A 23755-nucleotide genomic window follows, 5' to 3' on the forward strand; every position below is an offset into this window, starting at 1 on the left:
CCGACATCCGCCCGATTATCTTGCGCCGCAGGCCACCGCAGTGGCCAACGTCGCTCGGACGGTTCCGGGCGCTCACGTATCTCGAGGCAACAATGGCCGAACAAGGTTCGCCGCGCCGCTTTGCGCGTATCGATCGACTCCCCCCGTACGTATTCAATATCACTGCCGAGCTGAAGATGGCTGCGCGTCGGCGCGGCGAAGATATCATCGACTTGAGCATGGGTAACCCCGACGGCGCCACGCCCCCGCACATTGTGGAAAAGCTGGTCACCGTCGCCCAGCGGGAAGACACCCACGGCTATTCCACCTCCAAAGGCATCCCGCGCCTGCGCCGCGCCATTTCGCGCTGGTACAAGGACCGCTATGAGGTGGACATCGACCCGGAAACCGAAGCCATCGTCACCATCGGTTCCAAGGAAGGCCTGGCCCACCTGATGCTGGCAACCCTGGACCAGGGCGACACGGTGCTGGTGCCCAACCCCAGCTATCCGATCCACATCTACGGCGCGGTGATCGCCGGCGCCCAGGTGCGTTCGGTACCGCTGGTGCCAGGGGTGGATTTCTTCGCTGAACTGGAGCGGGCCATTCGCGGCTCGATTCCCAAGCCGAAGATGATGATCCTCGGCTTCCCCTCCAACCCCACCGCCCAGTGCGTGGAGCTGGATTTCTTCGAACGGGTCATCGCCCTGGCCAAGCAGTACGACGTCCTGGTGATCCACGACCTGGCCTACGCCGACATCGTCTACGACGGCTGGAAAGCCCCGTCGATCATGCAGGTGCCTGGCGCGAAAGACATCGCGGTGGAGTTCTTCACCCTGTCCAAGAGCTACAACATGGCCGGCTGGCGCATCGGTTTCATGGTGGGCAACCCGGAACTGGTCAACGCCCTGGCGCGGATCAAGAGCTACCACGACTACGGCACCTTCACCCCGCTGCAAGTGGCCGCCATCGCCGCCCTGGAAGGCGACCAGCAATGCGTGCGCGACATCGCCGAGCAGTACCGCCAGCGCCGCAACGTACTGGTCAAGGGCCTGCATGAACTGGGCTGGATGGTGGAAAACCCCAAGGCGTCGATGTACGTCTGGGCCAAGATTCCCGAAGCCTATGCCCATCTGGGCTCACTGGAATTTGCCAAGAAGCTGTTGGCCGAAGCCAAGGTCTGCGTCTCGCCGGGGGTGGGGTTCGGGGAATATGGGGATGATCACGTGCGCTTCGCGCTGATCGAAAACCAGGACCGGATTCGCCAGGCCGTGCGCGGGATACGTGGGATGTTCCGGGCGGATGGGTTGATAAACAAACCTGGCGCCTGACGCAAAAACAACGGTGGGAGTTTGCTCCCACCCTGGATCTGTTGATCACCCGAAACCAGTGTGGGAGCGAGCTTGCTCGCGATAGCGACATAACAGTCAGCATCTCTGTCGACTGTTACACCGCCATCGCGAGCAAGCTCGCTCCCACAGTTGGGTATTGCTCTGGTTCAGACCACCAGCGACAGCAGCAGGATAAAGATCAATCCCACCACGGACAGGATGGTTTCCATCGCGGTCCAGGTCTTGAACGTTTCGGCCACGGTCATGTTGAAGTACTGCTTGACCAGCCAGAAGCCCGCGTCGTTGACGTGGGACAGGATCAACGAACCGGCACCGGTCGCCAGCACCAGCAGCTCACGGTTCACACCCGGCATCATCCCCACCACTGGCACCACGATCCCGGCACCGGTAATGGTCGCCACCGTCGCCGAGCCTGTGGCAATGCGGATCACCGCAGCCACCAGCCACGCCAGCAGGATCGGCGAGATCTGCGCACTCACCGCCATGTGGCCGATCACGTCGCCCACACCACTGGTCACCAGCATCTGCTTGAAGCCACCACCGGCACCGATGATCAGGATGATCGCGGCGGTCGGCGCAAGGCTGGCATCCAGCCATTTGAGCATCTGGTTGGCACCGATGCCCTGCTTGTAGCCGAAGGTGTAAAGCGACAGCAGCAACGCCAGCAGCAACGCCGAGATCGGGTGGCCGATCATGTCCATCCAGGCGCGGAAGAGGTTGCCATCGGGCAGCGCTACGTCAGCGAACGTCTTGAGCAACATCAGGAATACCGGCGACAGCACGGTGATCAGGGTGATGCTGAAGCTTGGCAGTTCGGCGGAGTCCGTCTCGCGGGCCAGTTGGTCCACCAGCTCCTGGTTCGGATGGCCGGGGATGTGCTTGGCAATGAACGTACCAAAGATCGGCCCGGCAATGATGGCCGTCGGCAGCGCTACGATCAGGCCATAGAGAATGGTCTTGCCGATGTCCGCGCCAAACACGCCGATCGCCAGCAGCGGCCCCGGGTGCGGCGGCACCAGACCGTGGACGGCGGAAAGACCGGCCAGCAGCGGGATACCGATCTTGATGATCGACACGCCGGTGCGACGTGCGACGATGAACACCAGCGGGATCAGCAACACGAAGCCGATTTCGAAGAACAGCGGGATGCCCACCAGGAACGCGGCGAACATCATGGCCCACTGCACCTTGTCCTTGCCGAAGGCGCGGATCAGGGTCTGGGCGATCTGATCGGCCCCGCCCGACTCGGCCATCATTTTGCCGAGCATCGTGCCCAGCGCCAGGATGATGCCGACAAAGCCCAGCACACCACCGAAGCCGTCCTGGAACGCCTTGATGATGGTGCCGGTCGGCATGCCCGACGTCAGGCCGAGGAACGCGGCGGCGATGGTCAGTGCAATGAACGGGTGGAATTTGAACTTGGTGATGAGGATGATGAGTCCGATCACCGTGACCACTGCATCAAGCAGCAGGAACGTCTCGTGGGACATGCCGAACATGGGAGGTGTCTCCTGATTTGTTGTTGTTATTGAAGCAGTTATTGGTTAGCCGTCGGGGTAGCGCTATCTTTCTGACGCAAATTTTTTGAAACTCAGCCGGCAAGCTTCAAACCATGGTCCAACCACCAGACGTAAGCCTGATGCGCCAACTCTTCAACGCTGTGGCTGGACGCATCCAGAGCCAGGGTCAGGGGCTCGCCGACAGGGGATTGAAGGGTGGCAAACTGGCTGTCGATCAGGGTCGACGGCATGAAATGGCCGGGACGATGGGAAACGCGGTCGGCGGCCACTTCGGGGGTCAATTCAAGGAATACGAAGCCCAGGCCAGGCAAGGCACTGCGCAGACGCTCGCGATAACTGTGCTTGAGGGCCGAGCAGGTCAGCACCGGGCGCTCGCCCGTGGCATCGACACGGCGCAACTCATCGCACAGGCTGTCGAGCCAGCCGGCACGGTCGTCGTCGTTCAAGGGAATACCGGCGCTCATCTTCTGGATGTTGGCCGCTGGGTGGAAAGTGTCGCCTTCAATGGCAGTGGCGCCGCTCAGCTCGCATAGCGCCTGGCTGACGCAAGTTTTGCCGCAACCGGCAACGCCCATGATGACCAGGGCGGTGATGGGATTATTCATGTAACACCTCAGCGCGCAGACAGCGCTACCTTTGCCAGTTATGACACCGCAGCAAAAGCAGAAGTTGCCGACGCCTTCTTGTCATTTTTGTGGTTGCAGCATGTTCGTTCACGACACCAGCACACGGGGGATCAGGCAAACCCCACTTACGCAATTGCAGCCGCGTCGAGACAGCGCTACCTTAGTGCCTTGATTTTTGTTTGGCAAGCCGCCCTGATGACCGCCCCTAAAAACGATAAGAATACTCGCACCACCGGTCGCCCTACGCTCAACGAAGTCGCACGCCTGGCCGGTGTCAGCCCGATCACCGCCTCCCGTGCCCTGCGCGGCGTCAGCACCGTAGCCGTCGATCTGGTGGAAAAGGTCCGCCAGGCCGCCGTGGAGCTCAACTACGTCGTCAACCCCGCCGCCCGCGCCCTGGCTTCGGCCCAGAGCCATTCGGTGGTGGTGCTGGTGCCGTCGTTGTCCAACTTGTTGTTCATCGACACCCTGGAAGCCATTCATCGGGTCCTGCGACCCAAGGGTTTCGAAGTGGTGATCGGCAACTACCACTATTCCCGGGACGAAGAAGAAGACCTGTTGCGCAACTACATGGCCTATCAGCCGCGTGGTTTGCTGTTGACCGGTTTCGACCGCACCGAAAGCGCCCGACGCATGATCGAGGCCAGCAATATTCCCTGCGTGTACATGATGGAACTGGACCCCGGCGCGGGGCTCAATTGCGTCGGCTTCTCCCAGCTCAAGGCCGGCGAAACGGCGGCCGAGCATCTGATCTCCAAGGGCCGCAAGCGCCTGGCCTACATCGGCGCGCAACTGGACCAACGCACCCTGCTGCGTGGCGAAGGTTTTCGCCGCGCCCTGCAGAAAGCCGGTCTGTATGACCCGGACCTGGAACTGCTGACCCCGCGCCCGTCATCGGTAGGCCTGGGCGGCGAATTGTTCCTGCAGTTGCTGGACAACCACCCCGATGTCGATGCGATCTTCTTCGGCAACGACGACCTGGCCCACGGTGCCTTGTTCGAGGCCCTTCGCTGCGGCATCAAGATTCCCGAGCAGGTTGCGGTGCTGGGCTTCAACGACCTGCCCGCCTCGGCCCACACGGTGCCGCGCCTGAGCAGCATCAGCACCCCACGGGAAGCCATCGGCCGCCGCGCAGCCGAGCAAATGCTGACGTTAATGGCCGGCAACCGCATCGCGCAGCCGGTGGTGGACATGGGCTTTGAGCTCAAGGTCCGCGAAAGCACCTGAGCCCGGCACGATGCGGTCGATCCATGCCGACGAACGGCAAGGATTGGCCGCCCCGCTCGCCCCGCGCCAGCCCATCGCGTTGGAATACGGGCCTCGCGGCGACGGCATGGGAATTGCTCCTGCCCATCGCTCAGTCATTACCCACAGGTATTCATCATGTTGGTCAGTGCAAAACAGCAAGCGATGGTCTTGCCGCTCAAACGCCCGGGCGAAGATCCCACTGCCGAAGCCGCCAGCGGCCTGCAAAGTGCCGCGTTGCAGGCTTTGCGCGATAACGTCCAGGCCCAGGCCAGCCAGGGCGCTGCCCAGGTCCAGGAGTCCTTCACCCAACGAGCCACGCAACAGGTCAATGCGAGCACCGCCATCAGCGACAACGTCGACGAGGCGTTCGCCAAGACCCGCGTGCAATTGCAGACCGTGGCTTCACCAGCATCCGAAGAAACCACGACATTGGGTGGTTCTGCGACGGCAGAATTCAAGGACTACATGAGCAAGACGCCCGAAGAGCGCCTGCGCGACAGCATTCTCGAAGAGATGGGCATTACCGAGGAAGAGTTCGAGGCGATGCCGCCTGAGAAGCAGATGGCTGTCAGCCAGGAAATTGCCCAGCGCATGCAGGACAAGTCGGCGATCGCACAGGTGGAAAAGGCCCAGCAGAGCCGCACCGACGACAAAGCCTCGGCCACGGATATGTTTCTCGCCTCGCTTTAAGCCTCGCGCATGGCGGAGCATTTGAGCTGGGGGTTAGCGCCCCAGCTCAAACCTGAGGCCAACCGAAGCAGTATCGGTTCAATGACCGAACAGGTTCACCTTCTTGGTTTTTTTGTCGGCGCGCTTTTCATCGGCAGTTTTCGCCGGTTTTTTCTTTGCCGCTTTTTTTGAATCCATGCCTTTGGCCATGATACGTACTCCACTCATACGGGATGTGAAGTCAGGTATACACCTATCGCCGCACCTGCGTTCTTTTATAATCGCCCTCCCCTTATCGCCCATGACCCTGTCATGTCCGAAATCCATTATGCAGCGCTCGAAGAGTCGCTCTGGCCGCTGATGAACAAGTTCTATCGCGCCCACCAATCCTCGATGAAAGCGGTGCGTGACGCGCAGCTCTGGGTGGCGCGGCGCGATGAGATCGTCGCCGCCCTGTGCCTGCGGCCGGTGTCGGGTGGGCATTGGTTGACAGGGTTGTTCGTCGCCCCGGCGTACCGAGTACAAGGCATCGCCGCACGGTTGATCGCCGAAGCGGTGAACGGCGTGAATGAACCGGTGTGGCTGTTCTGCCACCCGGATCTGCGCGGTTTTTATGAACGGAGTGGTTTCAGCTTCGACCCCGAACTGCCCTATGCGATGGCCGAACGCCTGAGCCGGTATGCGCGTAGCAAGCCGATGATTGCGATGGGGCTTGCGCCTGCAAAATCCTGAAAATCAACACACCCCATTGTGGGAGCGAGCTTGCTCGCGATGGCGTCAGGTCAGTTGCATCAATAGTGGCTGACACACCGCAATCGCGAGCAAGCTCGCTCCCACAGTGTTCTGTGGTGGGTTATCAATCGTCGGCCGTAGGGTCCAGGTCCGGGAACATCACCTCGGTAAACCCGAACTTGCTGAAATCACTGATACGCGACGGGTACAAGCGCCCGATCAGGTGATCGCATTCATGTTGCACCACCCGCGCATGAAAGCCCGAGGCGTAACGCACGATCGGCTCGCCCTTGGGATCGAAGCCTTCGTAGCGGATATCCTGGTAGCGCTCGACCGCCCCGCGCAGGCCCGGCACTGACAGGCAACCTTCGAAGCCCTCTTCCATCTGCGGGCCCAGTGGGGTGATCAGCGGGTTGATCAGGATGGTCTGGGGCACCGCCTCGGCGTCAGGATAACGCTCGCTGTGCTCGAAGCCGAAGATCACCAGTTGCAGGTCCACGCCGATCTGTGGCGCCGCCAGGCCGACACCGCCGACGCTTTCCATGGTCTGGAACATGTCGTCGATCAGTTGCCACAACTCTGGGCTGTCGAACATTTCGGCGGGCACCGGTGGGGCGATACGCAGCAGGCGTTCGTCGCCCATTTTCAGGATGTCACGGATCATGGTCGGGCTTCGTCAGGGTGGGGATGAGGGATGGAATGGTCGCGGCCCAGGCCCGACACATGCTGTTTTTCGTGCTCGCCCGCGCTCTTTTCGCCCGGGTTCTTGCCCTCGGTGGACATGTGCTCGATCACCGCATTCATCTCCGCACCGAGCAGCAGCACCGCCGAAGAAATATAGAAATACAGCAACAACACGATGATCGCACCGATGCTGCCGTACATGGCGTTGTAGTCGGCGAAGGTCTTGACGTAGAAGGCGAATCCCAGGGAGGCGACGATCCACACCACCACCGCCAGCACAGAGCCCGGGGTGATGAAGCGGAACTCCTGCTTGACGTCGGGCATCACGTAATAGATCAGCGCCACGGCCACCATCAACAGAAACACAATCACCGGCCAGCGCACGATCGTCCACAGCGTGACGATGAACGTCTCCAATCCGACCTGGGCCGCGATCCAGCCCATCACCTGCGGTCCGAGCACCATCAGTGCAGCGGCGGCCAACAGCATGCCGGCGATGCCGATGGTGTAGAAAATCGACAGCGGAAAACGCTTCCAGGCCGGACGGCCCTCGACCACATCGTAGGCGGCGTTCATCGCGCTCATCATCAGCCGCACGCCCGCCGAGGCGGTCCACAACGCAATGACGATACCCACCGACAACAGCCCGCCCTTGGATTGCTGGAGCTGGTCGATCACCGGGTTGACCTGCTCCAGGGCCTGGGGCGGCAGCACCAGCTCCGATTGCAGGCGCAGCCAGGAGAAGAAGTCCGGCAGGTGCAGGAAGCCGATCAATGCGATCAAAAAGAGAATGAAAGGAAACAGCGAAAACAGCATTTGGTAAGCCAATGCCGAGGCGTAGGTCGACATCTCGTCGTCGAGAAACTCGGTCACGGTGCGCATCATCACACGATGCAAGGGTAAGCCTTTCAAGGCCGGGAACATCATGTGCGTCTCCTTTCGCCGCAAAAAAAGGGGGTCGCTTGGCGACTCAGGGGCCGTTATCACAACAAAGTAGCCTGTTTGGCGACGTTGGATCAATTTCGTCTTTCATGCCCGACGCTGAATTGACCGACGATTGCCAAGCCAAGTTTCATTGTTCCTACAGCCGGGGCTTTATGTTTGCCCGGCAACCACCGAGAATGCCCCACGTATTCAGGCTGCGGCCTGAAGCTCCAACCCCGTAGGAACGTTATGAAACTCGATAAAAAGCAGGCCATCGCCCGCAGAAACCAGGAACTGGGCGGCGCCGTACTGGGCGTCAACAACTGCCACTTCAGCGAATTGAACCGTAACCGCAACATCTTCTGGTTCGATATCCCGGTGGGGCGCCTGGCCATTGGTCAATACGAATGGATTCACCTGCTGCTGCACACGCCGGCCACCGATGAGCTGCTGCACCTGAAGGTGCCGACCGTGTTCCTGCGCGAGAAAATGGAAGGCCTGGAAGTGCGCAACCAGGGCAAGCGCAAGGCGGCCCTGAGCCTGGAATTGAGCGCTGACAAGGATTCCTACCTGCAGGACATGCGTCCGGGGGGTACCAATCTGGATTTTGCGCAGTTCAGGTTGTAATGCGATTTCCTAGCTTTGGTGTGTAGATCCGTTGCTGCGGTAACGGATATGTACCCAATCCAGCCCAAAAGAAAACGGCGCTTTCCCTCCCTCGGAAAAGCGCCGTTTCCTTAAGTGAATAGCATCACCGCATCAGCGGGGCTTTTCATTGGCAACGGTCTTACTTCTTCAGCCCCAGTTTCCTGAGCTCTTCATCCCGCAACTCGCGCCGCAGGATCTTGCCCACATTGGTCGTCGGCAAGGCATCACGGAACTCCACGGCCTTGGGCACCTTGTAGCCGGTGACGTTGGCACGCATGTGTTCCATCACCTGTTCCTTGGTCAACGTGACACCCGGCCGGGCGACGATGAAGATCTTGATCGCCTCGCCGGACTTCTCGTCCGGTATGCCGATGGCCGCGCACTGCAGCACGCCCGGCAGGGTTGCCAGCACATCTTCCAGTTCGTTGGGGTACACGTTGAAACCGGAGATCAGGATCATGTCTTTCTTGCGATCGACGATGCGCATGTAGCCGTCCGGCTGGATCAACGCAATGTCACCGGTCTTGAGCCAGCCTTCGCTGTCGAGGATCTCGTCGGTGGCTTCCTGGCGCTGCCAGTAGCCCTTCATGACCTGCGGACCTTTCACACACAATTCGCCGATTTCGCCCAATGGCTGTTCGACACCCGCGTCATTGATCACCTTGCACAGCGTCGACGGCACCGGAATGCCGATAGTCCCGATCTGGATGTGCTGGATCGGGTTGACGGTGGCCACCGGGCTGGTTTCGGTCATGCCGTAGCCTTCGCAGATCGGGCAACCGGTCACTGCTTTCCAGCGCTCGGCTGCTGCCAGTTGCAGGGCCATGCCGCCAGACAGGGTGACTTTCAGGGCAGAGAAATCCAGCTTGCGGAAGGCTTCGTTGTTGCACAGGGCCACGAACAGCGTATTGAGGCCGACGAAACCGCTGAACTTCCACTTCGACAGCTCCTTGACCATCGCCGGCAGGTCACGCGGGTTGCTGATCAGGATGTTGTGGTTGCCGATCAGCATCATCGCCATGCAATGAAAGGTGAAGGCGTAGATGTGGTACAGCGGCAGCGGCGTGATCAGAATCTCGCAACCTTCATTGAGGTTGGAGCCCATCAGCGCCTTGCACTGCAGCATGTTCGCCACCAGGTTGCGATGAGTGAGCATCGCGCCCTTGGCCACGCCAGTAGTGCCGCCGGTGTATTGCAGCACGGCCACATCGTCACTGGTGGGGTTCGCTTCGCTCACGGGTTGGCCGTGGCCTTTGCTCAGCACATCGTTGAACTTGACGGCCTTGGGCAAGTGATAGGCCGGGACCATCTTCTTGACGTACTTGATCACGCTGTTGATCAACAGGCGCTTGAGCGGCGGCAGCAGGTCGGCGACTTCGGTGACGATGACGTGCTTGACGCTCGTCTTGGGTACCACGGTCTCGGCCAGGTGCGCCATGTTCGCCAGGCACACCAGCGCCTTGGCCCCGGAGTCGTTGAACTGGTGTTCCATTTCCCGCGCGGTATACAGCGGGTTGGTGTTGACCACGATCAGCCCGGCGCGGATCGCCCCGAACACGGCCACCGGGTACTGGAGAACGTTGGGCAGTTGCACGGCGATTCGATCGCCGGGCTGTAAATCGGTATGCTGTTGCAGGTACGCGGCAAAGGCACCGGACAACTCGTAGAGTTCACCGTAGGTGATCGTCTTGCCGAGGTTGCTGAATGCCGGCTTGTTGGCAAAGCGTTGGCAGGACTGCTTCAACACCGCCTGAATATTCGGATACTCGTCTGGATTGATGTCGGCAGCAATCCCAGCTGGGTACTTATCCTTCCAAAAGTCTTCAATCATGGAAGCCCACTCCTCAGCAACGCGAATTCTCACCGCATTTGATGCGATTATTATTGGTGTGTGTTTATTGGTGAATCTGGCTTGAATCAAGGCCGAGAAGTCACAAAAGCGCGCCGAGAGTAGCAGCTTTGCCAGGGGCCGACTAGAGCCAAAAGCAGCCCCCACAGTCACAAACATGACTCATGAATATTTTATGGTCATTTTTAGAGTAAAAAATCTACAGCCTGTTAAATCTCTCTGAATCAAACAACTGTGGGAGCACAGCTTGCTCGCGATAGGGATATGTCAGCCAATACAAATGAGGCTGTTCCACCGCTATCGAGCAAGATGTGCTCCCACAGGTTTTCGTCAGGACAGATACCCCGGCGGACCTCAGGCAATATCGCGCAGCTCCCTCCGCAGAATCTTGCCCACCGGCGTCATGGGCAACGACTCCCGCAGCACAATGTGCTTGGGTACCTTGTAGCCGGTGAAGTTCTCCTTGCAGTAGGCCTTGAGTTCTTCAAGGCTGACGCCGGTTTCCCGCGCCACCACGAACAGCTTCACCGCCTCCCCCGAACGCTCGTCCGGCACACCGATTACCGCGCAGTTGGCCACCTTGGGATGGGCCATCACCACGTCTTCGATCTCGTTGGGGTACACATTGAAGCCCGAGACGATGATCATGTCCTTCTTGCGATCGACGATGCGCACGAAACCGTCCGGGTCGATCACCGCGATATCGCCGGACTTGAACCAGCCCTCGTGGTCCAGCACTTCGGCCGTGGCCTCAGGCTTGTTCCAGTAGCCTTTCATGATCTGCGGGCCCTTGATGCACAGCTCACCGCGCTCGCCCAGGGGCTGCTCGACGCCATCGTCGTTGATCACTTTCATCAGCGTGCCTGGCACCGGCATCCCCACCGTGCCCAACCGGGACTTGCCGCCGTAAGGGTTGGCACTGGCCACTGGCGAAGTTTCGGTCAGGCCATAACCTTCGGTGATGCCACAACCGGTGATCTGCTCCCAACGCTCGGCAGTGGCCTTGATCAGCGCCGTGCCGCCCGAGTTGGTGACCTTGAGGCTGGAAAAATCCAGGGTCTTGAAATCCGGATGGTCCATCAATGCCACGAACAACGTGTTGAGCCCCAGCAGCAACGAGAAACGCCAGCTCTTCAGTTCCTTGATGAAACCACCGATGTCCCGCGGATTGGTGATCAGCACGTTGTGGTTGCCGGTCACCATCATGCACATGCAGTTCGCCGTGAACGCATAGATATGGTACAGCGGCAGCGGTGCGATCATGACCTCCTGGCCTTCGCGCAACAGTGGATGGCCGTCATCGCCGAGCTGCCCCAGGCAGGCCCGGGCCTGTTGCATGTTGGCCACCAGGTTGCCGTGGGTCAGCATCGCGCCCTTTGCCAATCCGGTGGTGCCGCCGGTGTATTGCAACACCGCAATATCGTCGAGGCTGACTTTCAGCGGCTTGATGCCCTGGCCGCGCCCCAGGCGCAAGGCGCTCTTGAAGGAAATGGCCTGGGGCAGCGAATAGGCCGGGACCATTTTCTTGACCTTGCTCACCATCGTGTTGACCAGCCAGCCCTTGGCGGTGGGCATCAGGTCACCCATCTTCGCTTCGATCAGGTACTGCAGGTCCGTATCGGGCAACACCTCCTGGACTTTCTGCCCGAACATATTCAGGTACACCAGCGCCCGGGCACCGGAGTCCTTGAACTGATGACGCATTTCCCGCGCGGTGTACAACGGGTTGGTGTTGACTACGATCAGCCCGGCGCGCAAGGCACCGAACACGGCGATCGGGTACTGCAGGATGTTAGGCATCTGCACCGCGATTCGATCACCCGGCGCCAGGTCGGTATGGGCTTGCAGGTAGCCGGCGAAAGCCGCGCTGTAGCGCTCCAGCTCGGCATAGGTGAGGGTCACCCCCATGTTGCTGAACGCCGGACGGTCGGCAAATTTCTTACAGGAACGTTCGAACACCTCGATCACCGACTTGTAGGCCCCAAGATCAACATCCAGGGGCACGCCGGTCGGGCGTTTGTCATTCCAGAAATCAGGCTGCATTGTTTTTGTCCTCTTTACCTGAGCATGTCCGGGCCGCATCTGTATCGCTTGCAGAGGCGGAGCTCCTGGGACACTAGCAGCTATGGCCAATCAGGCAAATATGGCAACCTGCGTCATAGATTGTGTGAATCTTCCTGCCATGGCGTGGCCTGATCAGGCGAGACGCAGCGGATGCGCTATACAATGCAGCGACGCTGCGTCTGACTTTGTGCAAAGGAATCGCCATGATCCACCAAACGTTCTGGCTGACCGCGACCGACCATAGCCGCCTGTTCGTCAACCAGTGGCTGCCCGAAACCGCCCCTTTGGCGGTGATCATGCTGGCCCACGGCATGGCCGAACACAGCGGCCGCTACGCCCGTCTGGCCCAGGCGTTGTGCGACGAAGGCTACGGTGTCTGCGCCATGGACCTGCGCGGCCATGGCAAGACCGGCGAGGAAGCGATTCTCGGCCATTTTGCCGACGAGGACGGCTGGGCCAAGGTCGTGGGCGATCTGGCCAGCCTCAACCACCACATCGTCCAGCAATACCCCGATACCCCGATCCTGCTGCTGGGCCACAGCATGGGCAGCTACATCGCCCAGGGTTACCTGTTGCATCACAGCGCCAGCCTGCACGGGGCGATTCTCAGCGGATCGAACTTTCAACCGGTGACGCTCTACCGCAGCGCTCGCCTGATCGCCCGCTTCGAACGTCGGCGCCAGGGTGCCACGGGGCGCAGCGCGTTGATCGAGTGGCTGTCGTTCGGCAGTTTCAACAAGAAATTCAAACCCACGCGTACCCCCTTCGACTGGCTCAGCCGCGACCCGGCCGAAGTCGACCAGTATGTCCACGACCCGCTGTGTGGCTTTCGCTGCACCAATCAACTGTGGGTCGACCTGCTCGGCGGGTTGCAGCAAATCAGCAAAGCGTCCAATCTCGCCCAGATCGATCCGGGCCTGCCCGTGCTGGTGATCGGTGGCGAATGTGATCCGGTGAGCGAAGGCAAGCGTCTGAAGGATCTGGCCGACGCCTTGCGTGACGCCGGCATCCGGCACCTGCAATTGACGATTTACCCGCAGGCCCGGCACGAACTGTTCAATGAAACCAACCGCGATGAAGTGACCGCCGACGTACTGGCCTGGATTGCCCAGGCCCTGAGCCACAAGCGGCCGCCACGCAGCGAGTAGGCTTGCAGCATTTTTCCTTTACTCCTTCACAGGATTTGAAACAGATGACCCAGGTTACCAACACTCCTTACGAAGCCCTCGAAGTAGGCCAGACCGCCAGCTACAGCAAGACCGTCGAAGAGCGTGACATCCAGCTGTTCGCGGCGATGTCGGGCGATCACAACCCGGTGCACCTGGACGCCGAGTTCGCCGCCGCGAGCATGTTCAAGGAGCGCATCGCCCATGGCATGTTCAGCGGTGCGCTGATCAGCGCCGCGGTGGCCTGCGAGTTGCCTGGGCCGGGCACTATCTATATCGGCCAGCAGATGAGCTTCCAGAAGCCGGTGAAAATCGGCGACACCCTGACCGTGCGCTTGGAGATCCTGGAAAAACTGCCGAAATTCCGTGTGCGCATCGCCACGCGCGTGTTCAACCAGCGCGACGAGCTGGTGGTGGACGGCGAAGCCGAAATCCTCGCACCGCGCAAGCAGCAGACCGTGACCTTGCCGACGTTGCCGGCGATCACCGTCGGTTGATTCACAGGCGCCTATGGTGAGTGACTTGTGGCGAGCCGTTGTGTGGGAGCAAAGCTTGCTCGCGATGCAGGCACCTCGGTTCCCTGAGAGACCGAGTTATCTTCATCGCGGGCAAGCCTTGCTCCCACACAGCAGGCCTTCGCCACAATGACGGTTACGCGGCAAGTTATGGCTGGTCTTCGCGCACCTGCACGCTCGCCGTCATCCCCGCGCTCAGGTTCACCCCCTCCGGTAACTTGTCCAACTTGATCCGCACCGGTATCCGTTGGGCCAGGCGCACCCAGTTGAAGGTCGGCTCGACCTCCGCCAGTAACTGCGCATCGGGATTGGTGTTGCGGTCGGTAATGCCACGGCTGATGCTCTCGACATGACCCTCCAGCGCATGGCCGGCGCTCATCAGCCAGATCTTGACCGGATCGCCCACGCGGATCCTCGGCAACTTGGTTTCTTCGAAATAGGCCTGCACATAGAACGTCGAGTCGTCGATCAACGCCATCACTGGCTGCCCGGCATTCACGTAGTTGCCTTCGGCCAGGCGCAGGTTGGTGATGTGGCCGTTGCGTGGGGCCAGGACCTGGCTGCGGGCCAGGTTGAGCTCGGCCACCTTGGCCTCGGCCTGGGCTTCGCGCAGTTCGCCGCGGGCGATGCCGGCGTTGATCTGGGCGTTTTCCCGCAGTTCGGCGCTGATGGCCTGGGGTCCAAGGGCCGCACGGCGGCTGGCTTCGTGTTCACGCAGGCTCAGTTGCTGCTGGCGCGTCTGCACCACCGCCCGAGCCTTCTCCACCGCCGCCTCGAAACGCTCGCGGTCGATACTCAGCAACACATCGCCGGCCTTGACCTGTTGGTTATCCACCGCCTTGAGCTCGCGCACCCAACCCGACACATCGGGTGCAATCACCACCACGTCGGCGCGGATCCGCGCATCGCGGGTCCAGGGTGTGAGCATGTAGTACTGCCACAGGTGAAACCCGGCGAAGATCGCCACGGCCACCATGCACAGCGTGACGGCGACACGTACGGATGTACGCATGTTCAACTCCTATAGCGGCCCGAGGACCACGGTAATAACGGTCAGGACACAGACATACAGGGCGCAGTCGAACAAGGCTTCATGCCAGATCCAGCGCCCGGCCGGCACCAGGCTGAGCAACAGGCGCAACGCACCGGTCACCAGCAACGCCAGCACCACATAAATCAGGAACGGGCTGAGCAACACCCCGCCAATCGACCACTCACGCAAGCCCATGGCTGTGCTCCCGTCGTTCAGGTTCGTGCTGGTGGCACCAGGCGCGCCAGCTGTTTTGCAATTGCACCACCGCGCCCTGGGCCAGCTTCAATGCGTCACCGGGCGGCTGGCTCGACAACACCTTCAGGAGCTCGGCGCTTGCCGGGGCCAGCGCATCGGCCTGGTCACCGGTCGGGCCGTGTTCGAGCACCTGCTCCAGCGCTTCGAAATAACGGCGCTGCGCCCGGGTATCGGGCACCTGGGCGACGGCCAGGCTCAGGCGCAAATGCAACAGTTCATCGCCAATGTCCAACCCAAGCAAACCATCATCCCAACGGCTGCGCGCCTGCACCGGCAATTCGGGGTAATGCCGCGCCAACTGCAACAGCCGGTCGGCCATGCGCCCGCCGAACCAGCTCTCGGCGCCACGCAGACTGCGATGGGTCAGGCGCACCAGATCGTGGAGGGTCGCGGCCAGCAGGCGGCGGCTGTGCCAGGCCGGGTTGCGCAAAATCAGCAGATTGAAGGCCAGCACCGCCGCGCCCACGCCAATCATCATGGCCTGGGCGTTGTTGAAGAACGCCGCGACGTCGTACTTCATGGCATTGAGCGGTGAAATCAACACCACGAAATGCAGGCAGAACGAGGTCGCCGTGGCGAAGATCTGCGGCTTGGCCATACCCAGCGCGCCGAAAAACAACGGCACGCCCATGGCCATGCAGAGCATCGCAAAACTGCTCCATTGCGGGAGTACGAGTTCACCGATCACGAACGCCGTCGGCACGGCCAACAGGATGCCCCGCAGAAAACTCATGCCGATCTGCGCGCCGTTTTCGCGACTGGCAAACAGGCTGCACACCACGCACGTCAGCACCAGCGCACCCGAAGCGGCGGGCCAGGCAGTCGCCAGCCAGAAACAGGCAACCGCCAGGAACGCCAGGGCGCTGCGAGCACCAAAGACCATGGCCAGGGACAGATCACGATGAGGCGCCAGGGTTCGCGGTGGATCCGCCGCCTCCCTGCCCTCCCGTACCGCCGTCAAGGCTGCGCAGGCCGCCAGGGCGGTATCGAGCAACAAGGCGAACCGCGCCAGGCAGTAACTTTGCGCCGAGCTGATCTGCGGGTCGTGAGACGCATCCCATACCCGGGGGCGTAAGGCCTGCAAGGTCGCACTGTCGGCATCGAGGGCCTGCTGTACCTCGTTCATCCAGGGTTGGAGGGCCTCGGCCTCCTCGGGGTCGAGCTGTTTCCACTGCCGCCGCACCGAGCGCGAAAGGCGCAGCAACATCAGCAATTTCTGGCTCAAGCCGCTGATGGCTCGGGCTCGCTGTCGACCACGGCTGCCTTCGAACCAGGCATGTTCGCGCTGGGCATCCACCGCGACGATCCTGCCCAGAATTTCCAGCAACCCTTTTCGCGCCTGGACATCGCCAGCCAGGGTCACGCGGGCGGCCAGCATGCCGCTCTGCCAGGCCGCAAGGGCCTGACCGGCCAGTTGCCGCTCGACCCGCAACGGCCAGAGCAAGGCACTGGCCGCCGTGGCGCAGACAATGCCCAGGCTGATCTCGGTGCAGCGCGCCACCGCCTGCTCGAACACACCCAGCGGATGGGAAATGGCTGGCAAGGCAATGATCGCCACCGTGTAACCGGCCAGCACGAACGAATACGACCAGGCACTGCGCAGCAGCGTCGAACACGCTGTGCACAACCCCAGCCAGAGCGCCAAGGCCAGCAGGAACAACCAGGGCGCCTGGGCAAACAGGCCCATGAACACCACCGACATGACGGTGCCCGCCAGCGTGCCGACCAATCGCGCCAACCCCTTCTGCACCACCATCCCGGACAGTGGCTGGGCGACGATGATCGCGGTCATCAGCGCCCATGACGGCTGCTCCAGCCCCCAGCGCAGCGCCAGCCACAACGCCAGCCCAGCACCAAGCACCGTCTTGATGGCGAACTGCAAAGCGAGGCGGTCAGGGGCAAACAAGGCCTGGAAGGTAATGGGCACGCGAAAAACTCTTTGGGGGACGCCAGTAACAATAGATGCAATGCAGGGGGATAGACGACGCAATTATTAGCTAGCTATCTATCCGAGTCCAGAGCTGATTATTGATGGATTCAACAACACACTTTTCTGTTTGATGCTGAGCGAGTTGAAATGCCATCGCCCTCACTCGCCACAACAGTGTTCACCTTAAATCTGAGTCGTCGCCACAAAAAAACGCCAGCATGCTGGCGTTTTTTTTCGATCAGGACGCGTTGTTAGCTGGCGCGCGCCTGGTTGCGCAGGGCCTTGACCTGGTCGTGGTTGCGTTGCACACCGTGGTACTGACGCTCAACCAGGTCACGAATGCCGACCAGGTTGTGCTTGGTGATTTTCTCGAGCGCTTCCTTGTAGGCCTTGAGCGCATGGTCTTCGCCACGCTCGGCTTCGTTGAGCACCGCTTCTTCGTCCTTGCCGGTGAACATGGATTTCACGTCCACCCAACGACGGTGCAGGTCACCGGCGACGCTGGTGGAGGTTTCCGGATCGCCGCCCAGGGAGCGAACCGCCGCTTGCAGTTCAGCCGCAGCAGTCGCGCAATCGGCAGCACGTTGAACGAACAGCGCCTTGAGTTGTGGGTGCTTGATGTCTTCAGCGCAGGTCTTGAAGCCTTCCTGGCCATCTTTGCTGGTCTCGATCAGGTCGTTCAAGACGGAGATGGATTCTTTGTTGATGTCAGTCATTTTTCAGTTCCTTTGCTTGGTGAATAAAAAACCTGCAAGGGATGTTGCATCGGCCATGCCAGTCAAAGAACCCATTTAATTTTCTTTAAAATCAGTTAGTTACAAAAAAACAAGAAAACTGTATCCGCGTTATTTGCATGATCTGTCATTTGGCCTGCATGCAGAATGCCTGTATTTTCGAGGCAGACTTGAATCAGACGATTGCCATGAACCCGGAAAAGCTCGAATTGCTCGTCACGCGTCAAATGCCGTTCGGCAAATACAAGGGTCGAATCCTGGCTGACCTGCCCGGTCAATACCTGAACTGGTTCGCCCGCGAGGGTTTTCCTCACGGTGAACTGGGTGGTTTGCTGGCACTGATGCAGGAAATCGATCACAACGGGCTGTCGGACCTGCTCGATCCATTGCGTGCCAAACACGGCAAGCCCAAGCCTCGCCCCTGACCAGTTGAGCCCCCGTCATGCCCGAAAACACGCTACGCGCCCACGATGAAGCTTTCTGGCAGACGTTTGTCGGCCGCTATGACGTCGATCCCGTCGGGCCGCTCAACCTGGAAAACGGTTACTTCGCACGCATGTCCCGCACCGTGGTGGAGGAGTACCAGCGCAACATCGAGTTCATCAACCGAGGCAACTCGGTGTACGTGCGCCAGCATTTCGACCGTGAACACGGCGAAGCCATTCGTCGACAGGTGGCCCAGCTTATCCACGCTTCACCCCAGAGCGTGGGGTTGGCTGGCAGCGCGGTGGATGCCTTGCAGACGCTGATTCGCAACTACAACGGCCTCAAGCCAGGGGATCAAGTACTGATCTGTGATCTGGAATACGCCTCGGTCAAGAGTGCAATGCGCTGGCTGGCCCGCCAGCGTGGCGTGGAGGTGATCGAAATCGTCCACCAGCACCCGGCCAGTTTCGAAAGCCTGGTGGGCACTTACCGCGAAGCGTTCATTCGCTACCCTCGCCTCAAGTTGATGGCGCTGACCTACGTCAACCACCTCACCGGGCTGGTGATGCCGGTCCAGGCCATCGCAGAGAATGCCCGCGAGTTTGCCGTCGACATCATCCTCGACGGTGCCCACGCCCTGGGCCAGATCGATTTCGACCTGAAGAAGCTCGGGATCGAATTCGCCGGGTTCAACCTGCAGAAGTGGATTGGCGGGCCCCTCTCCCAGGGCTTCCTGTACATCGCCCCGCAGCGCTTGGCCGACATCGACCCGGACATGGACGAAGACAGCTACCCCGCCACCGACGTCCGCTCGCGCACGCCCCACAGCACGCCCAACATCCCTGCCTTGCTCACCCTGCCGCTGGTCTTCGAAGAACACCAGGCCCTGGGTGGCGCTTCGGCCAAAGGCGCGCGCCTCTGTTATCTGCGTGACCTGTGGGTGAGCGCCGTGCGCGATGTGCCGGGCATCGAAGTCATGACCCCGGATGACCGGCGTCTCTATTGCGGGATCACCGCGATGCGCTTCACCGCCCGAGCCGATCAACAAGCGATGGCCGATCGATTGCTCAATGAGCATGGAATCTTCACCGTGGTGCGCCATACCAGCGTCGGACCGTGCATTCGCATTACCCCGGGGCTGATTACCTTGGCGAGTGATATCGAGCGGTTGACCCAAGCACTTATTCACCTGAACCGAATGTAGTTGTGGCGAGGGGATTTATCCCCGTTGGGGCGCGCAGCGGCCCCAAAACCTGACAACTCGGTGCGTCAGATAGGTTGAGTCAACCTTGTTTGGGGCTGCTGCGCAGCCCAGCGGGGATAAATCCCCTCGCCACAAATTCAGTGTTCACCCTGCTTGGAGAGATAAAACCCAGGCAAAAAAAAACGGCGCGCCGACCAAGCGCACCGTAAAACCGTAGAACACCCAACGAGGTTCGGTAAAACAATCAGTCCAGCAGCGCCAAGGCCTCGGCGGTGCATTCCTGAATGCGGGCCCAGTCGCCGTTCTTGATCCACTCAGGATCAAGCATCCAGCTTCCGCCCACACACATCACGTTTTTCAACGCCATGTAGCTCTTGATGTTGGCCGGGCTCACGCCGCCGGTCGGGCAGAATTTCACTTCGCCGAACGGGCCACCCAAGGCCTTGATGGCCGCGACGCCGCCACTGACTTCGGCCGGGAACAATTTGAAGCGGCGATAGCCCAGGCTGTAGCCTTCCATGATGCCCGAAGCGTTGCTGATACCTGGCAGTAACGGGATAGGGCTGTAGACGCTGGCCTCAAGCAGATCACGGGTGATGCCCGGGGTGACGATGAACTGTGAACCGGCCGCCTCGGCGGCGTCCAGCATGTGGCGGTCGAGCACCGTGCCAGCACCGGTCACCAGCTCCGGACGTTGCTCGCGCAGCACCTGGATGGCCTTGAGGCCGTATTGGGAACGCAGCGTCACTTCCAGCGCCGTCAGGCCACCGGCGGCCAGGGCATCGGCCAGCGGCAGGATGTCCTGTTCACGGGCGATGGTGATCACCGGCAGGATCCGCGCCTTGGCGCAGAGGCTGTCGATCAGGGCAACTTTGTCCGCCATGGAAACGGTCGGGGATGGGTTTGTCATAGCGGCTGATCCTTGGTTCATGGGCACCAGTAAATCTCTAACGTAGATTGCAGAAACGCGCGGATCGGCATTTCGGCGACATCGTCACCGGCCACCGCAGCGTTCAAGGTGGTCAATTTCGACTGACCGGAAATCGACAGCACTTTATGTTGCGCCGAAGCCAGCAAGGCGCGGCTCATGGTCAAGCGCTGGTGCGGCACGGTCGGCGCCAGCATCGGCCAGCAGCGACGTGTGCCATTGGCGTCCAGGGCCTGGGCCAGGTTCGGGCTACCTGGGAACAGCGAGGCGGTGTGCCCGTCATCGCCCATGCCCAATACCAGCACATCGATCGGCGGCAGCTCGGCCAACAGGCGATCGGCCTGCTCGGCAGCCGCTTCCAGGTTGGCGCTGGCGCTATAGAGGCTCAGGAACTGGGCCTTGGCCGCCGCGCCTTGCAGCAGGTAACGCTTGAGCAGGCCGGCATTGCTGTCGGCGTGTTCAACCGGTACCCAGCGCTCATCGGCCAGGCTGACCACCACTTTGGACCAGTCCAGCGCCTGCTTGGCCAGGTGCTGGAAAAACGCCACCGGGCTGCGGCCACCGGAGACCACCAGGGTCGCCGCACCGCGCGCCTCGATTGCATTGCGCAACTGCTCGGCCACGTTCAGCGCCAGGCCTTCGGCCAGCACCACCGGGTTCTTGAATTCATGGGCGCTAACGCCCTGCGGCAGTTTCAATTCAGATATCGCCATACCATGACCTCCCATCCCGCGTGATCAGTGCAATGGAGCTCATCGGCCCCCAGGACCCAGCCGCATACGGCTTGGGCGCATCGCCGGATTTCTTCCACCCGGCGATCAACTGGTCACACCACGTCCACGCGGCTTCAATTTCATCTTTACGGACAAACAGGTTCTGATTGCCGTTCATGACTTCCAGCAACAACCGCTCGTAGGCATCGGGAATACGTGCGCTGCGATAGGTGTCGGAGAAGTTGAGTTGCAACGGACCGCTGCGCAATTGCATGCCCTTGTCCAGGCCCTGCTCCTTGGTCATCACTCGCAAGGAAATCCCTTCGTCCGGTTGCAGGCGGATGATCAGCTTGTTGCTGATCTGCAAGCGCTGCTCGGGCGCGAAGATGTAGTGGGACGGTTCCTTGAAGTGGATGACGATCTGCGACAGCTTTTGCGGCATGCGCTTGCCGGTACGCAGGTAAAACGGCACCCCGGCCCAACGCCAGTTGCGGATGTCGGCGCGCAGGGCGACGAACGTCTCGGTGTCGCTCTGGGTGTTGGAGTTGGGTTCTTCGAGGTAGCCAGGCACTGCCTTGCCCTCGCTGTGGCCGGCGATGTACTGGCCGCGCACCACCTGGGTGGTCAGGCCTTCCGGGCTGATCGGCGCCAGGGCCTTGAGCACCTTGACCTTCTCGTCACGGATACTGTCAGCGGACAAGTCGGCCGGTGGGTCCATGGCGATCAGGCACAGCAGCTGCAACAGGTGGTTCTGGATCATGTCCCGCAGTTGACCGGCCTTGTCGAAATAGCCCCAGCGGCCTTCGATACCGACCTTCTCGGCCACGGTGATTTCCACGTGGGAAATGTAGTTCTGGTTCCACTGGGTTTCGAACAGGCTGTTGGCGAACCGCAGCGCGATCAGGTTCTGGACCGTCTCTTTACCCAGGTAATGGTCGATGCGATAGGTACGGTTTTCCGGGAAGAACTGCGCCACGGCGTCGTTGACCTTGCGCGAAGACTCCAGGTCCGAGCCGATGGGCTTCTCCAGCACGACACGGGTGTTTTCGCTCAAGCCAACCTTCGCCAGGTTCTCGCAAATCGCCCCATACACCGCCGCTGGGGTGGCGAAATAGGCAATGACCTGCTGGGTCGAACCGGCTGCTTCGGCCAAGGCGACGTAATCGTCGGCCTTGAGAAAATCCACGTGCAGGTAGGTCAACCGTGCCAGGAAGCGCTCGAGTACGCCTTCATCCAGGTCTTTTTCCCCGACGTAGCGACGCAGTTCGGCGGTGATGAATGCCAGGTGCTGCTGCTCACTGCCGGGTTCACGGGCCAGCGCAATGATTCGCGTGTCCTCGTGCAGCAACTGGGCGCCATCGAGCTGATACAGGGCAGGAAAAAGCTTGCGCAAGGCCAGATCGCCCAACGCGCCGAACAAGGCAAAGGTGCACGGTTCAACCGTAATCGAAGGCATGATGTTTGTTCTTTTATCAAGTTAAACTACAAATACCTTTTTTCAAGGTATCACTCAAGGAAAAATGTAGTAATAACCACAACATTTTTCGAAAATACCGATTCCGAGTGGTGGTCCGTCGGAGCCATCAGTAGGATAGGCCACCGCAAAGGGTCGTATCAAAGACCCGTCTTCCTAGGAATCTTGTATGGACCGCGTGCGAAATTTACTGGAACAGATCCAGAGTCGCCTTGAAGACCTGAACAAGGCCGAACGCAAAGTGGCCGAGATCATCCTGCTCAACCCGCAGCAGGCGACCCGCTTCAGCATCGCCGCCCTCGCCCAGGCGGCTTCGGTCAGTGAACCGACCGTCAACCGTTTCTGCCGCTCGTTCGGCGTCAGCGGTTACCCGGAACTCAAGCTGCAACTGGCCCAAAGCCTGGCCAGCGGCGCTGCTTATGTGAGCCGTGCGGTGGAGGCCGACGACAACCCGGAAGCCTACACCCGGAAAATCTTTGGCAGTGCCATTGCCTCATTGGACAGCGCCTGCCAGGCCCTTGATCCCAATTTGATCAGTCGCGCCGTGGACCTGCTGATCCAGGCCCGGCAGATCCACTTCTTCGGTCTCGGCGCCTCCGCCCCGGTGGCGCTGGATGCCCAGCACAAGTTTTTCCGCTTCAACCTGGCGGTGACCGCTCACGCCGACGTACTGATGCAGCGCATGATCGCGTCGGTGGCCCATACCGGTGAACTGTTCGTGATCATTTCCTACACCGGTCGTACCCGCGAGCTGGTGGAAGTGGCGCGCATCGCCCGGGAAAACGGCGCGTCGGTGCTGGGCCTGACCGCCGAAGGCTCGCCATTGGCCAAGGCCAGTACCTTGAGCCTGAACATTCCGCTGCCCGAAGACACCGATATCTATATGCCGATGACCTCACGGATCATCCAGCTCACCGTACTGGACGTGCTCGCCACCGGCATGACCCTGCGTCGGGGCGTGGACTTCCAGCCGCATCTGCGCAAGATCAAGGAAAGCTTGAATGCCAGCCGGTATCCGGTGGGGGATGAGTTCAACTGATTCGGTCCAGAATCTTCGGTGCCTGATAGTCCGTCTTCGCGAG

At 60.6% G+C, this 23755-nt stretch carries 23 protein-coding genes; 10 read left to right on the forward strand and 13 right to left on the reverse strand.

Features of this window, described 5'->3' with window-relative positions; all coding sequences use genetic code 11:
- The first annotated feature begins 92 nt into the window (after nucleotides 1-92).
- Nucleotides 93-1310, forward strand: coding sequence for an alanine transaminase (gene alaC / locus F7R20_RS23555; protein ID WP_003198594.1), 1218 nt, complete (start codon nucleotides 93-95; stop codon nucleotides 1308-1310).
- 167 nt (nucleotides 1311-1477) lie between these two features.
- Here alaC and F7R20_RS23565 read toward each other — a convergent pair whose 3' ends face one another.
- Both F7R20_RS23565 and F7R20_RS23570 read right to left on the reverse strand, forming a co-directional pair.
- Nucleotides 1478-2830 (reverse strand): GntP family permease, encoded by a 1353-nt coding sequence (locus F7R20_RS23565; protein WP_003198592.1) that lies wholly within the window; start codon nucleotides 2828-2830, stop codon nucleotides 1478-1480.
- Between the two features lie 92 nt (nucleotides 2831-2922).
- On the reverse strand, nucleotides 2923-3456 hold the full coding sequence (locus F7R20_RS23570; RefSeq protein ID WP_003198590.1) for a gluconokinase: 534 nt from the start codon (nucleotides 3454-3456) through the stop codon (nucleotides 2923-2925).
- Between the two features lie 216 nt (nucleotides 3457-3672).
- On the opposite strand from F7R20_RS23570, the gene gntR reads away from it, so the two are divergent.
- The 3 genes from gntR to F7R20_RS23585 all read left to right on the forward strand — a co-directional run bounded on the left by gntR (nucleotide 3673) and on the right by F7R20_RS23585 (nucleotide 6126).
- Complete coding sequence (gene gntR / locus F7R20_RS23575; RefSeq protein WP_027912033.1) at nucleotides 3673-4704, forward strand: HTH-type transcriptional regulator GntR; 1032 nt, start codon at nucleotides 3673-3675, stop codon at nucleotides 4702-4704.
- Nucleotides 4705-4860: 156 nt separating this feature from the next.
- A complete protein-coding gene (locus F7R20_RS23580; protein ID WP_003198586.1) occupies nucleotides 4861-5415 on the forward strand; it encodes a hypothetical protein in 555 nt (184 codons plus the stop codon).
- A 291-nt stretch (nucleotides 5416-5706) separates the two neighbouring features.
- A complete protein-coding gene (locus F7R20_RS23585) occupies nucleotides 5707-6126 on the forward strand; it encodes a GNAT family N-acetyltransferase (protein ID WP_003198583.1) in 420 nt (139 codons plus the stop codon).
- Between the two features lie 124 nt (nucleotides 6127-6250).
- Here F7R20_RS23585 and def read toward each other — a convergent pair whose 3' ends face one another.
- Together def and F7R20_RS23595 are read right to left on the reverse strand one after the other, a co-directional pair.
- A complete protein-coding gene (gene def, locus F7R20_RS23590) occupies nucleotides 6251-6790 on the reverse strand; it encodes a peptide deformylase (protein ID WP_003198581.1) in 540 nt (179 codons plus the stop codon).
- The gene (locus F7R20_RS23595) at nucleotides 6787-7737 is read right to left on the reverse strand and encodes a YihY/virulence factor BrkB family protein (protein ID WP_003198579.1); all 951 of its coding nucleotides are present in this window, start codon (nucleotides 7735-7737) and stop codon (nucleotides 6787-6789) included. Before F7R20_RS23595 ends, def begins: the two co-directional genes overlap by 4 nt.
- 246 nt (nucleotides 7738-7983) lie before the next feature.
- Between F7R20_RS23595 and F7R20_RS23600 the strand changes: the two genes are divergently transcribed.
- Nucleotides 7984-8361 carry a hypothetical protein gene (locus F7R20_RS23600; protein ID WP_003198577.1) on the forward strand — a complete coding sequence of 126 codons (378 nt, stop codon included), beginning with the start codon at nucleotides 7984-7986 and terminating at the stop codon, nucleotides 8359-8361.
- Nucleotides 8362-8521: 160 nt separating this feature from the next.
- On the opposite strand, the gene fadD1 is transcribed toward F7R20_RS23600, so the two are convergent.
- Both fadD1 and fadD2 read right to left on the reverse strand, forming a co-directional pair.
- On the reverse strand, nucleotides 8522-10213 hold the full coding sequence (gene fadD1 / locus F7R20_RS23605; protein WP_003198575.1) for a long-chain-fatty-acid--CoA ligase FadD1: 1692 nt from the start codon (nucleotides 10211-10213) through the stop codon (nucleotides 8522-8524).
- Between the two features lie 372 nt (nucleotides 10214-10585).
- Nucleotides 10586-12274 (reverse strand): long-chain-fatty-acid--CoA ligase FadD2, encoded by a 1689-nt coding sequence (gene fadD2, locus F7R20_RS23610; RefSeq protein WP_003198573.1) that lies wholly within the window; start codon nucleotides 12272-12274, stop codon nucleotides 10586-10588.
- Nucleotides 12275-12498: 224 nt separating this feature from the next.
- Between fadD2 and F7R20_RS23615 the strand changes: the two genes are divergently transcribed.
- Both F7R20_RS23615 and F7R20_RS23620 read left to right on the forward strand, forming a co-directional pair.
- Nucleotides 12499-13443: an alpha/beta hydrolase gene (locus F7R20_RS23615; RefSeq protein ID WP_003198571.1), complete on the forward strand. Its 945-nt coding sequence runs from the start codon at nucleotides 12499-12501 to the stop codon at nucleotides 13441-13443.
- A gap of 44 nt (nucleotides 13444-13487) precedes the next feature.
- Nucleotides 13488-13958, forward strand: coding sequence for a MaoC family dehydratase (locus F7R20_RS23620; protein WP_003198569.1), 471 nt, complete (start codon nucleotides 13488-13490; stop codon nucleotides 13956-13958).
- A 166-nt stretch (nucleotides 13959-14124) separates the two neighbouring features.
- Here F7R20_RS23620 and F7R20_RS23625 read toward each other — a convergent pair whose 3' ends face one another.
- From F7R20_RS23625 to F7R20_RS23640, 4 genes are all read right to left on the reverse strand, one after another.
- Nucleotides 14125-14988: an efflux RND transporter periplasmic adaptor subunit gene (locus F7R20_RS23625; RefSeq protein WP_003198567.1), complete on the reverse strand. Its 864-nt coding sequence runs from the start codon at nucleotides 14986-14988 to the stop codon at nucleotides 14125-14127.
- A gap of 9 nt (nucleotides 14989-14997) precedes the next feature.
- Nucleotides 14998-15204, reverse strand: coding sequence for a DUF1656 domain-containing protein (locus F7R20_RS23630; RefSeq protein ID WP_003198565.1), 207 nt, complete (start codon nucleotides 15202-15204; stop codon nucleotides 14998-15000).
- Nucleotides 15191-17191, reverse strand: a complete 2001-nt coding sequence (locus F7R20_RS23635) for an FUSC family protein (RefSeq protein WP_003198563.1) — start codon at nucleotides 17189-17191, stop codon at nucleotides 15191-15193. The genes F7R20_RS23630 and F7R20_RS23635 overlap by 14 nt, the downstream gene beginning before the upstream one ends.
- A gap of 254 nt (nucleotides 17192-17445) precedes the next feature.
- Nucleotides 17446-17910 carry a ferritin-like domain-containing protein gene (locus F7R20_RS23640; RefSeq protein ID WP_003198561.1) on the reverse strand — a complete coding sequence of 155 codons (465 nt, stop codon included), beginning with the start codon at nucleotides 17908-17910 and terminating at the stop codon, nucleotides 17446-17448.
- A gap of 206 nt (nucleotides 17911-18116) precedes the next feature.
- On the opposite strand from F7R20_RS23640, the gene F7R20_RS23645 reads away from it, so the two are divergent.
- Nucleotides 18117-18353, forward strand: coding sequence for a DUF3820 family protein (locus F7R20_RS23645; RefSeq protein WP_027912035.1), 237 nt, complete (start codon nucleotides 18117-18119; stop codon nucleotides 18351-18353).
- A 17-nt stretch (nucleotides 18354-18370) separates the two neighbouring features.
- Nucleotides 18371-19558 (forward strand): aminotransferase class V-fold PLP-dependent enzyme, encoded by a 1188-nt coding sequence (locus F7R20_RS23650; protein ID WP_003198557.1) that lies wholly within the window; start codon nucleotides 18371-18373, stop codon nucleotides 19556-19558.
- Between the two features lie 244 nt (nucleotides 19559-19802).
- On the opposite strand, the gene F7R20_RS23655 is transcribed toward F7R20_RS23650, so the two are convergent.
- Genes F7R20_RS23655 through zwf form a run of 3 tightly spaced genes read right to left on the reverse strand, consistent with a single transcriptional unit; the run spans nucleotide 19803 to nucleotide 22655 of the window.
- Nucleotides 19803-20468: a bifunctional 4-hydroxy-2-oxoglutarate aldolase/2-dehydro-3-deoxy-phosphogluconate aldolase gene (locus F7R20_RS23655; RefSeq protein WP_013692437.1), complete on the reverse strand. Its 666-nt coding sequence runs from the start codon at nucleotides 20466-20468 to the stop codon at nucleotides 19803-19805.
- A gap of 17 nt (nucleotides 20469-20485) precedes the next feature.
- Nucleotides 20486-21199 (reverse strand): 6-phosphogluconolactonase, encoded by a 714-nt coding sequence (gene pgl / locus F7R20_RS23660; protein ID WP_028236907.1) that lies wholly within the window; start codon nucleotides 21197-21199, stop codon nucleotides 20486-20488.
- Complete coding sequence (gene zwf / locus F7R20_RS23665; protein WP_003198549.1) at nucleotides 21186-22655, reverse strand: glucose-6-phosphate dehydrogenase; 1470 nt, start codon at nucleotides 22653-22655, stop codon at nucleotides 21186-21188. The genes pgl and zwf overlap by 14 nt, the downstream gene beginning before the upstream one ends.
- 196 nt (nucleotides 22656-22851) lie before the next feature.
- Between zwf and F7R20_RS23670 the strand changes: the two genes are divergently transcribed.
- Nucleotides 22852-23712: a MurR/RpiR family transcriptional regulator gene (locus F7R20_RS23670; protein ID WP_170842276.1), complete on the forward strand. Its 861-nt coding sequence runs from the start codon at nucleotides 22852-22854 to the stop codon at nucleotides 23710-23712.
- The last annotated feature ends 43 nt before the right edge of the window (nucleotides 23713-23755 follow it).

Source organism: Pseudomonas brassicacearum subsp. brassicacearum (assembly GCF_008801605.1).
Classification (GTDB): Bacteria; Pseudomonadota; Gammaproteobacteria; order Pseudomonadales; family Pseudomonadaceae; genus Aquipseudomonas; species Aquipseudomonas brassicacearum.

Excerpts from the sequence above, each read along its gene's own strand:
- F7R20_RS23600 (WP_003198577.1), top strand. The coding sequence starts at position 7,984 with ATGAAACTCGATAAAAAGCAGGCCATCGCCCGCAGAAACCAGGAACTG.
- F7R20_RS23595 (WP_003198579.1), bottom strand. The coding sequence starts at position 7,737 with ATGATGTTCCCGGCCTTGAAAGGCTTACCCTTGCATCGTGTGATGATG.
- alaC (WP_003198594.1), top strand. The coding sequence starts at position 93 with ATGGCCGAACAAGGTTCGCCGCGCCGCTTTGCGCGTATCGATCGACTC.
- F7R20_RS23580 (WP_003198586.1), top strand. The coding sequence starts at position 4,861 with ATGTTGGTCAGTGCAAAACAGCAAGCGATGGTCTTGCCGCTCAAACGC.
- F7R20_RS23640 (WP_003198561.1), bottom strand. The coding sequence starts at position 17,910 with ATGACTGACATCAACAAAGAATCCATCTCCGTCTTGAACGACCTGATC.
- zwf (WP_003198549.1), bottom strand. The coding sequence starts at position 22,655 with ATGCCTTCGATTACGGTTGAACCGTGCACCTTTGCCTTGTTCGGCGCG.
- F7R20_RS23645 (WP_027912035.1), top strand. The coding sequence starts at position 18,117 with ATGAACCCGGAAAAGCTCGAATTGCTCGTCACGCGTCAAATGCCGTTC.
- fadD1 (WP_003198575.1), bottom strand. The coding sequence starts at position 10,213 with ATGATTGAAGACTTTTGGAAGGATAAGTACCCAGCTGGGATTGCTGCC.
- fadD2 (WP_003198573.1), bottom strand. The coding sequence starts at position 12,274 with ATGCAGCCTGATTTCTGGAATGACAAACGCCCGACCGGCGTGCCCCTG.
- F7R20_RS23615 (WP_003198571.1), top strand. The coding sequence starts at position 12,499 with ATGATCCACCAAACGTTCTGGCTGACCGCGACCGACCATAGCCGCCTG.
- F7R20_RS23655 (WP_013692437.1), bottom strand. The coding sequence starts at position 20,468 with ATGACAAACCCATCCCCGACCGTTTCCATGGCGGACAAAGTTGCCCTG.
- F7R20_RS23585 (WP_003198583.1), top strand. The coding sequence starts at position 5,707 with ATGTCCGAAATCCATTATGCAGCGCTCGAAGAGTCGCTCTGGCCGCTG.
- F7R20_RS23625 (WP_003198567.1), bottom strand. The coding sequence starts at position 14,988 with ATGCGTACATCCGTACGTGTCGCCGTCACGCTGTGCATGGTGGCCGTG.
- pgl (WP_028236907.1), bottom strand. The coding sequence starts at position 21,199 with ATGGCGATATCTGAATTGAAACTGCCGCAGGGCGTTAGCGCCCATGAA.
- F7R20_RS23565 (WP_003198592.1), bottom strand. The coding sequence starts at position 2,830 with ATGTTCGGCATGTCCCACGAGACGTTCCTGCTGCTTGATGCAGTGGTC.
- F7R20_RS23570 (WP_003198590.1), bottom strand. The coding sequence starts at position 3,456 with ATGAATAATCCCATCACCGCCCTGGTCATCATGGGCGTTGCCGGTTGC.
- F7R20_RS23630 (WP_003198565.1), bottom strand. The coding sequence starts at position 15,204 with ATGGGCTTGCGTGAGTGGTCGATTGGCGGGGTGTTGCTCAGCCCGTTC.
- F7R20_RS23650 (WP_003198557.1), top strand. The coding sequence starts at position 18,371 with ATGCCCGAAAACACGCTACGCGCCCACGATGAAGCTTTCTGGCAGACG.
- def (WP_003198581.1), bottom strand. The coding sequence starts at position 6,790 with ATGATCCGTGACATCCTGAAAATGGGCGACGAACGCCTGCTGCGTATC.
- F7R20_RS23620 (WP_003198569.1), top strand. The coding sequence starts at position 13,488 with ATGACCCAGGTTACCAACACTCCTTACGAAGCCCTCGAAGTAGGCCAG.
- gntR (WP_027912033.1), top strand. The coding sequence starts at position 3,673 with ATGACCGCCCCTAAAAACGATAAGAATACTCGCACCACCGGTCGCCCT.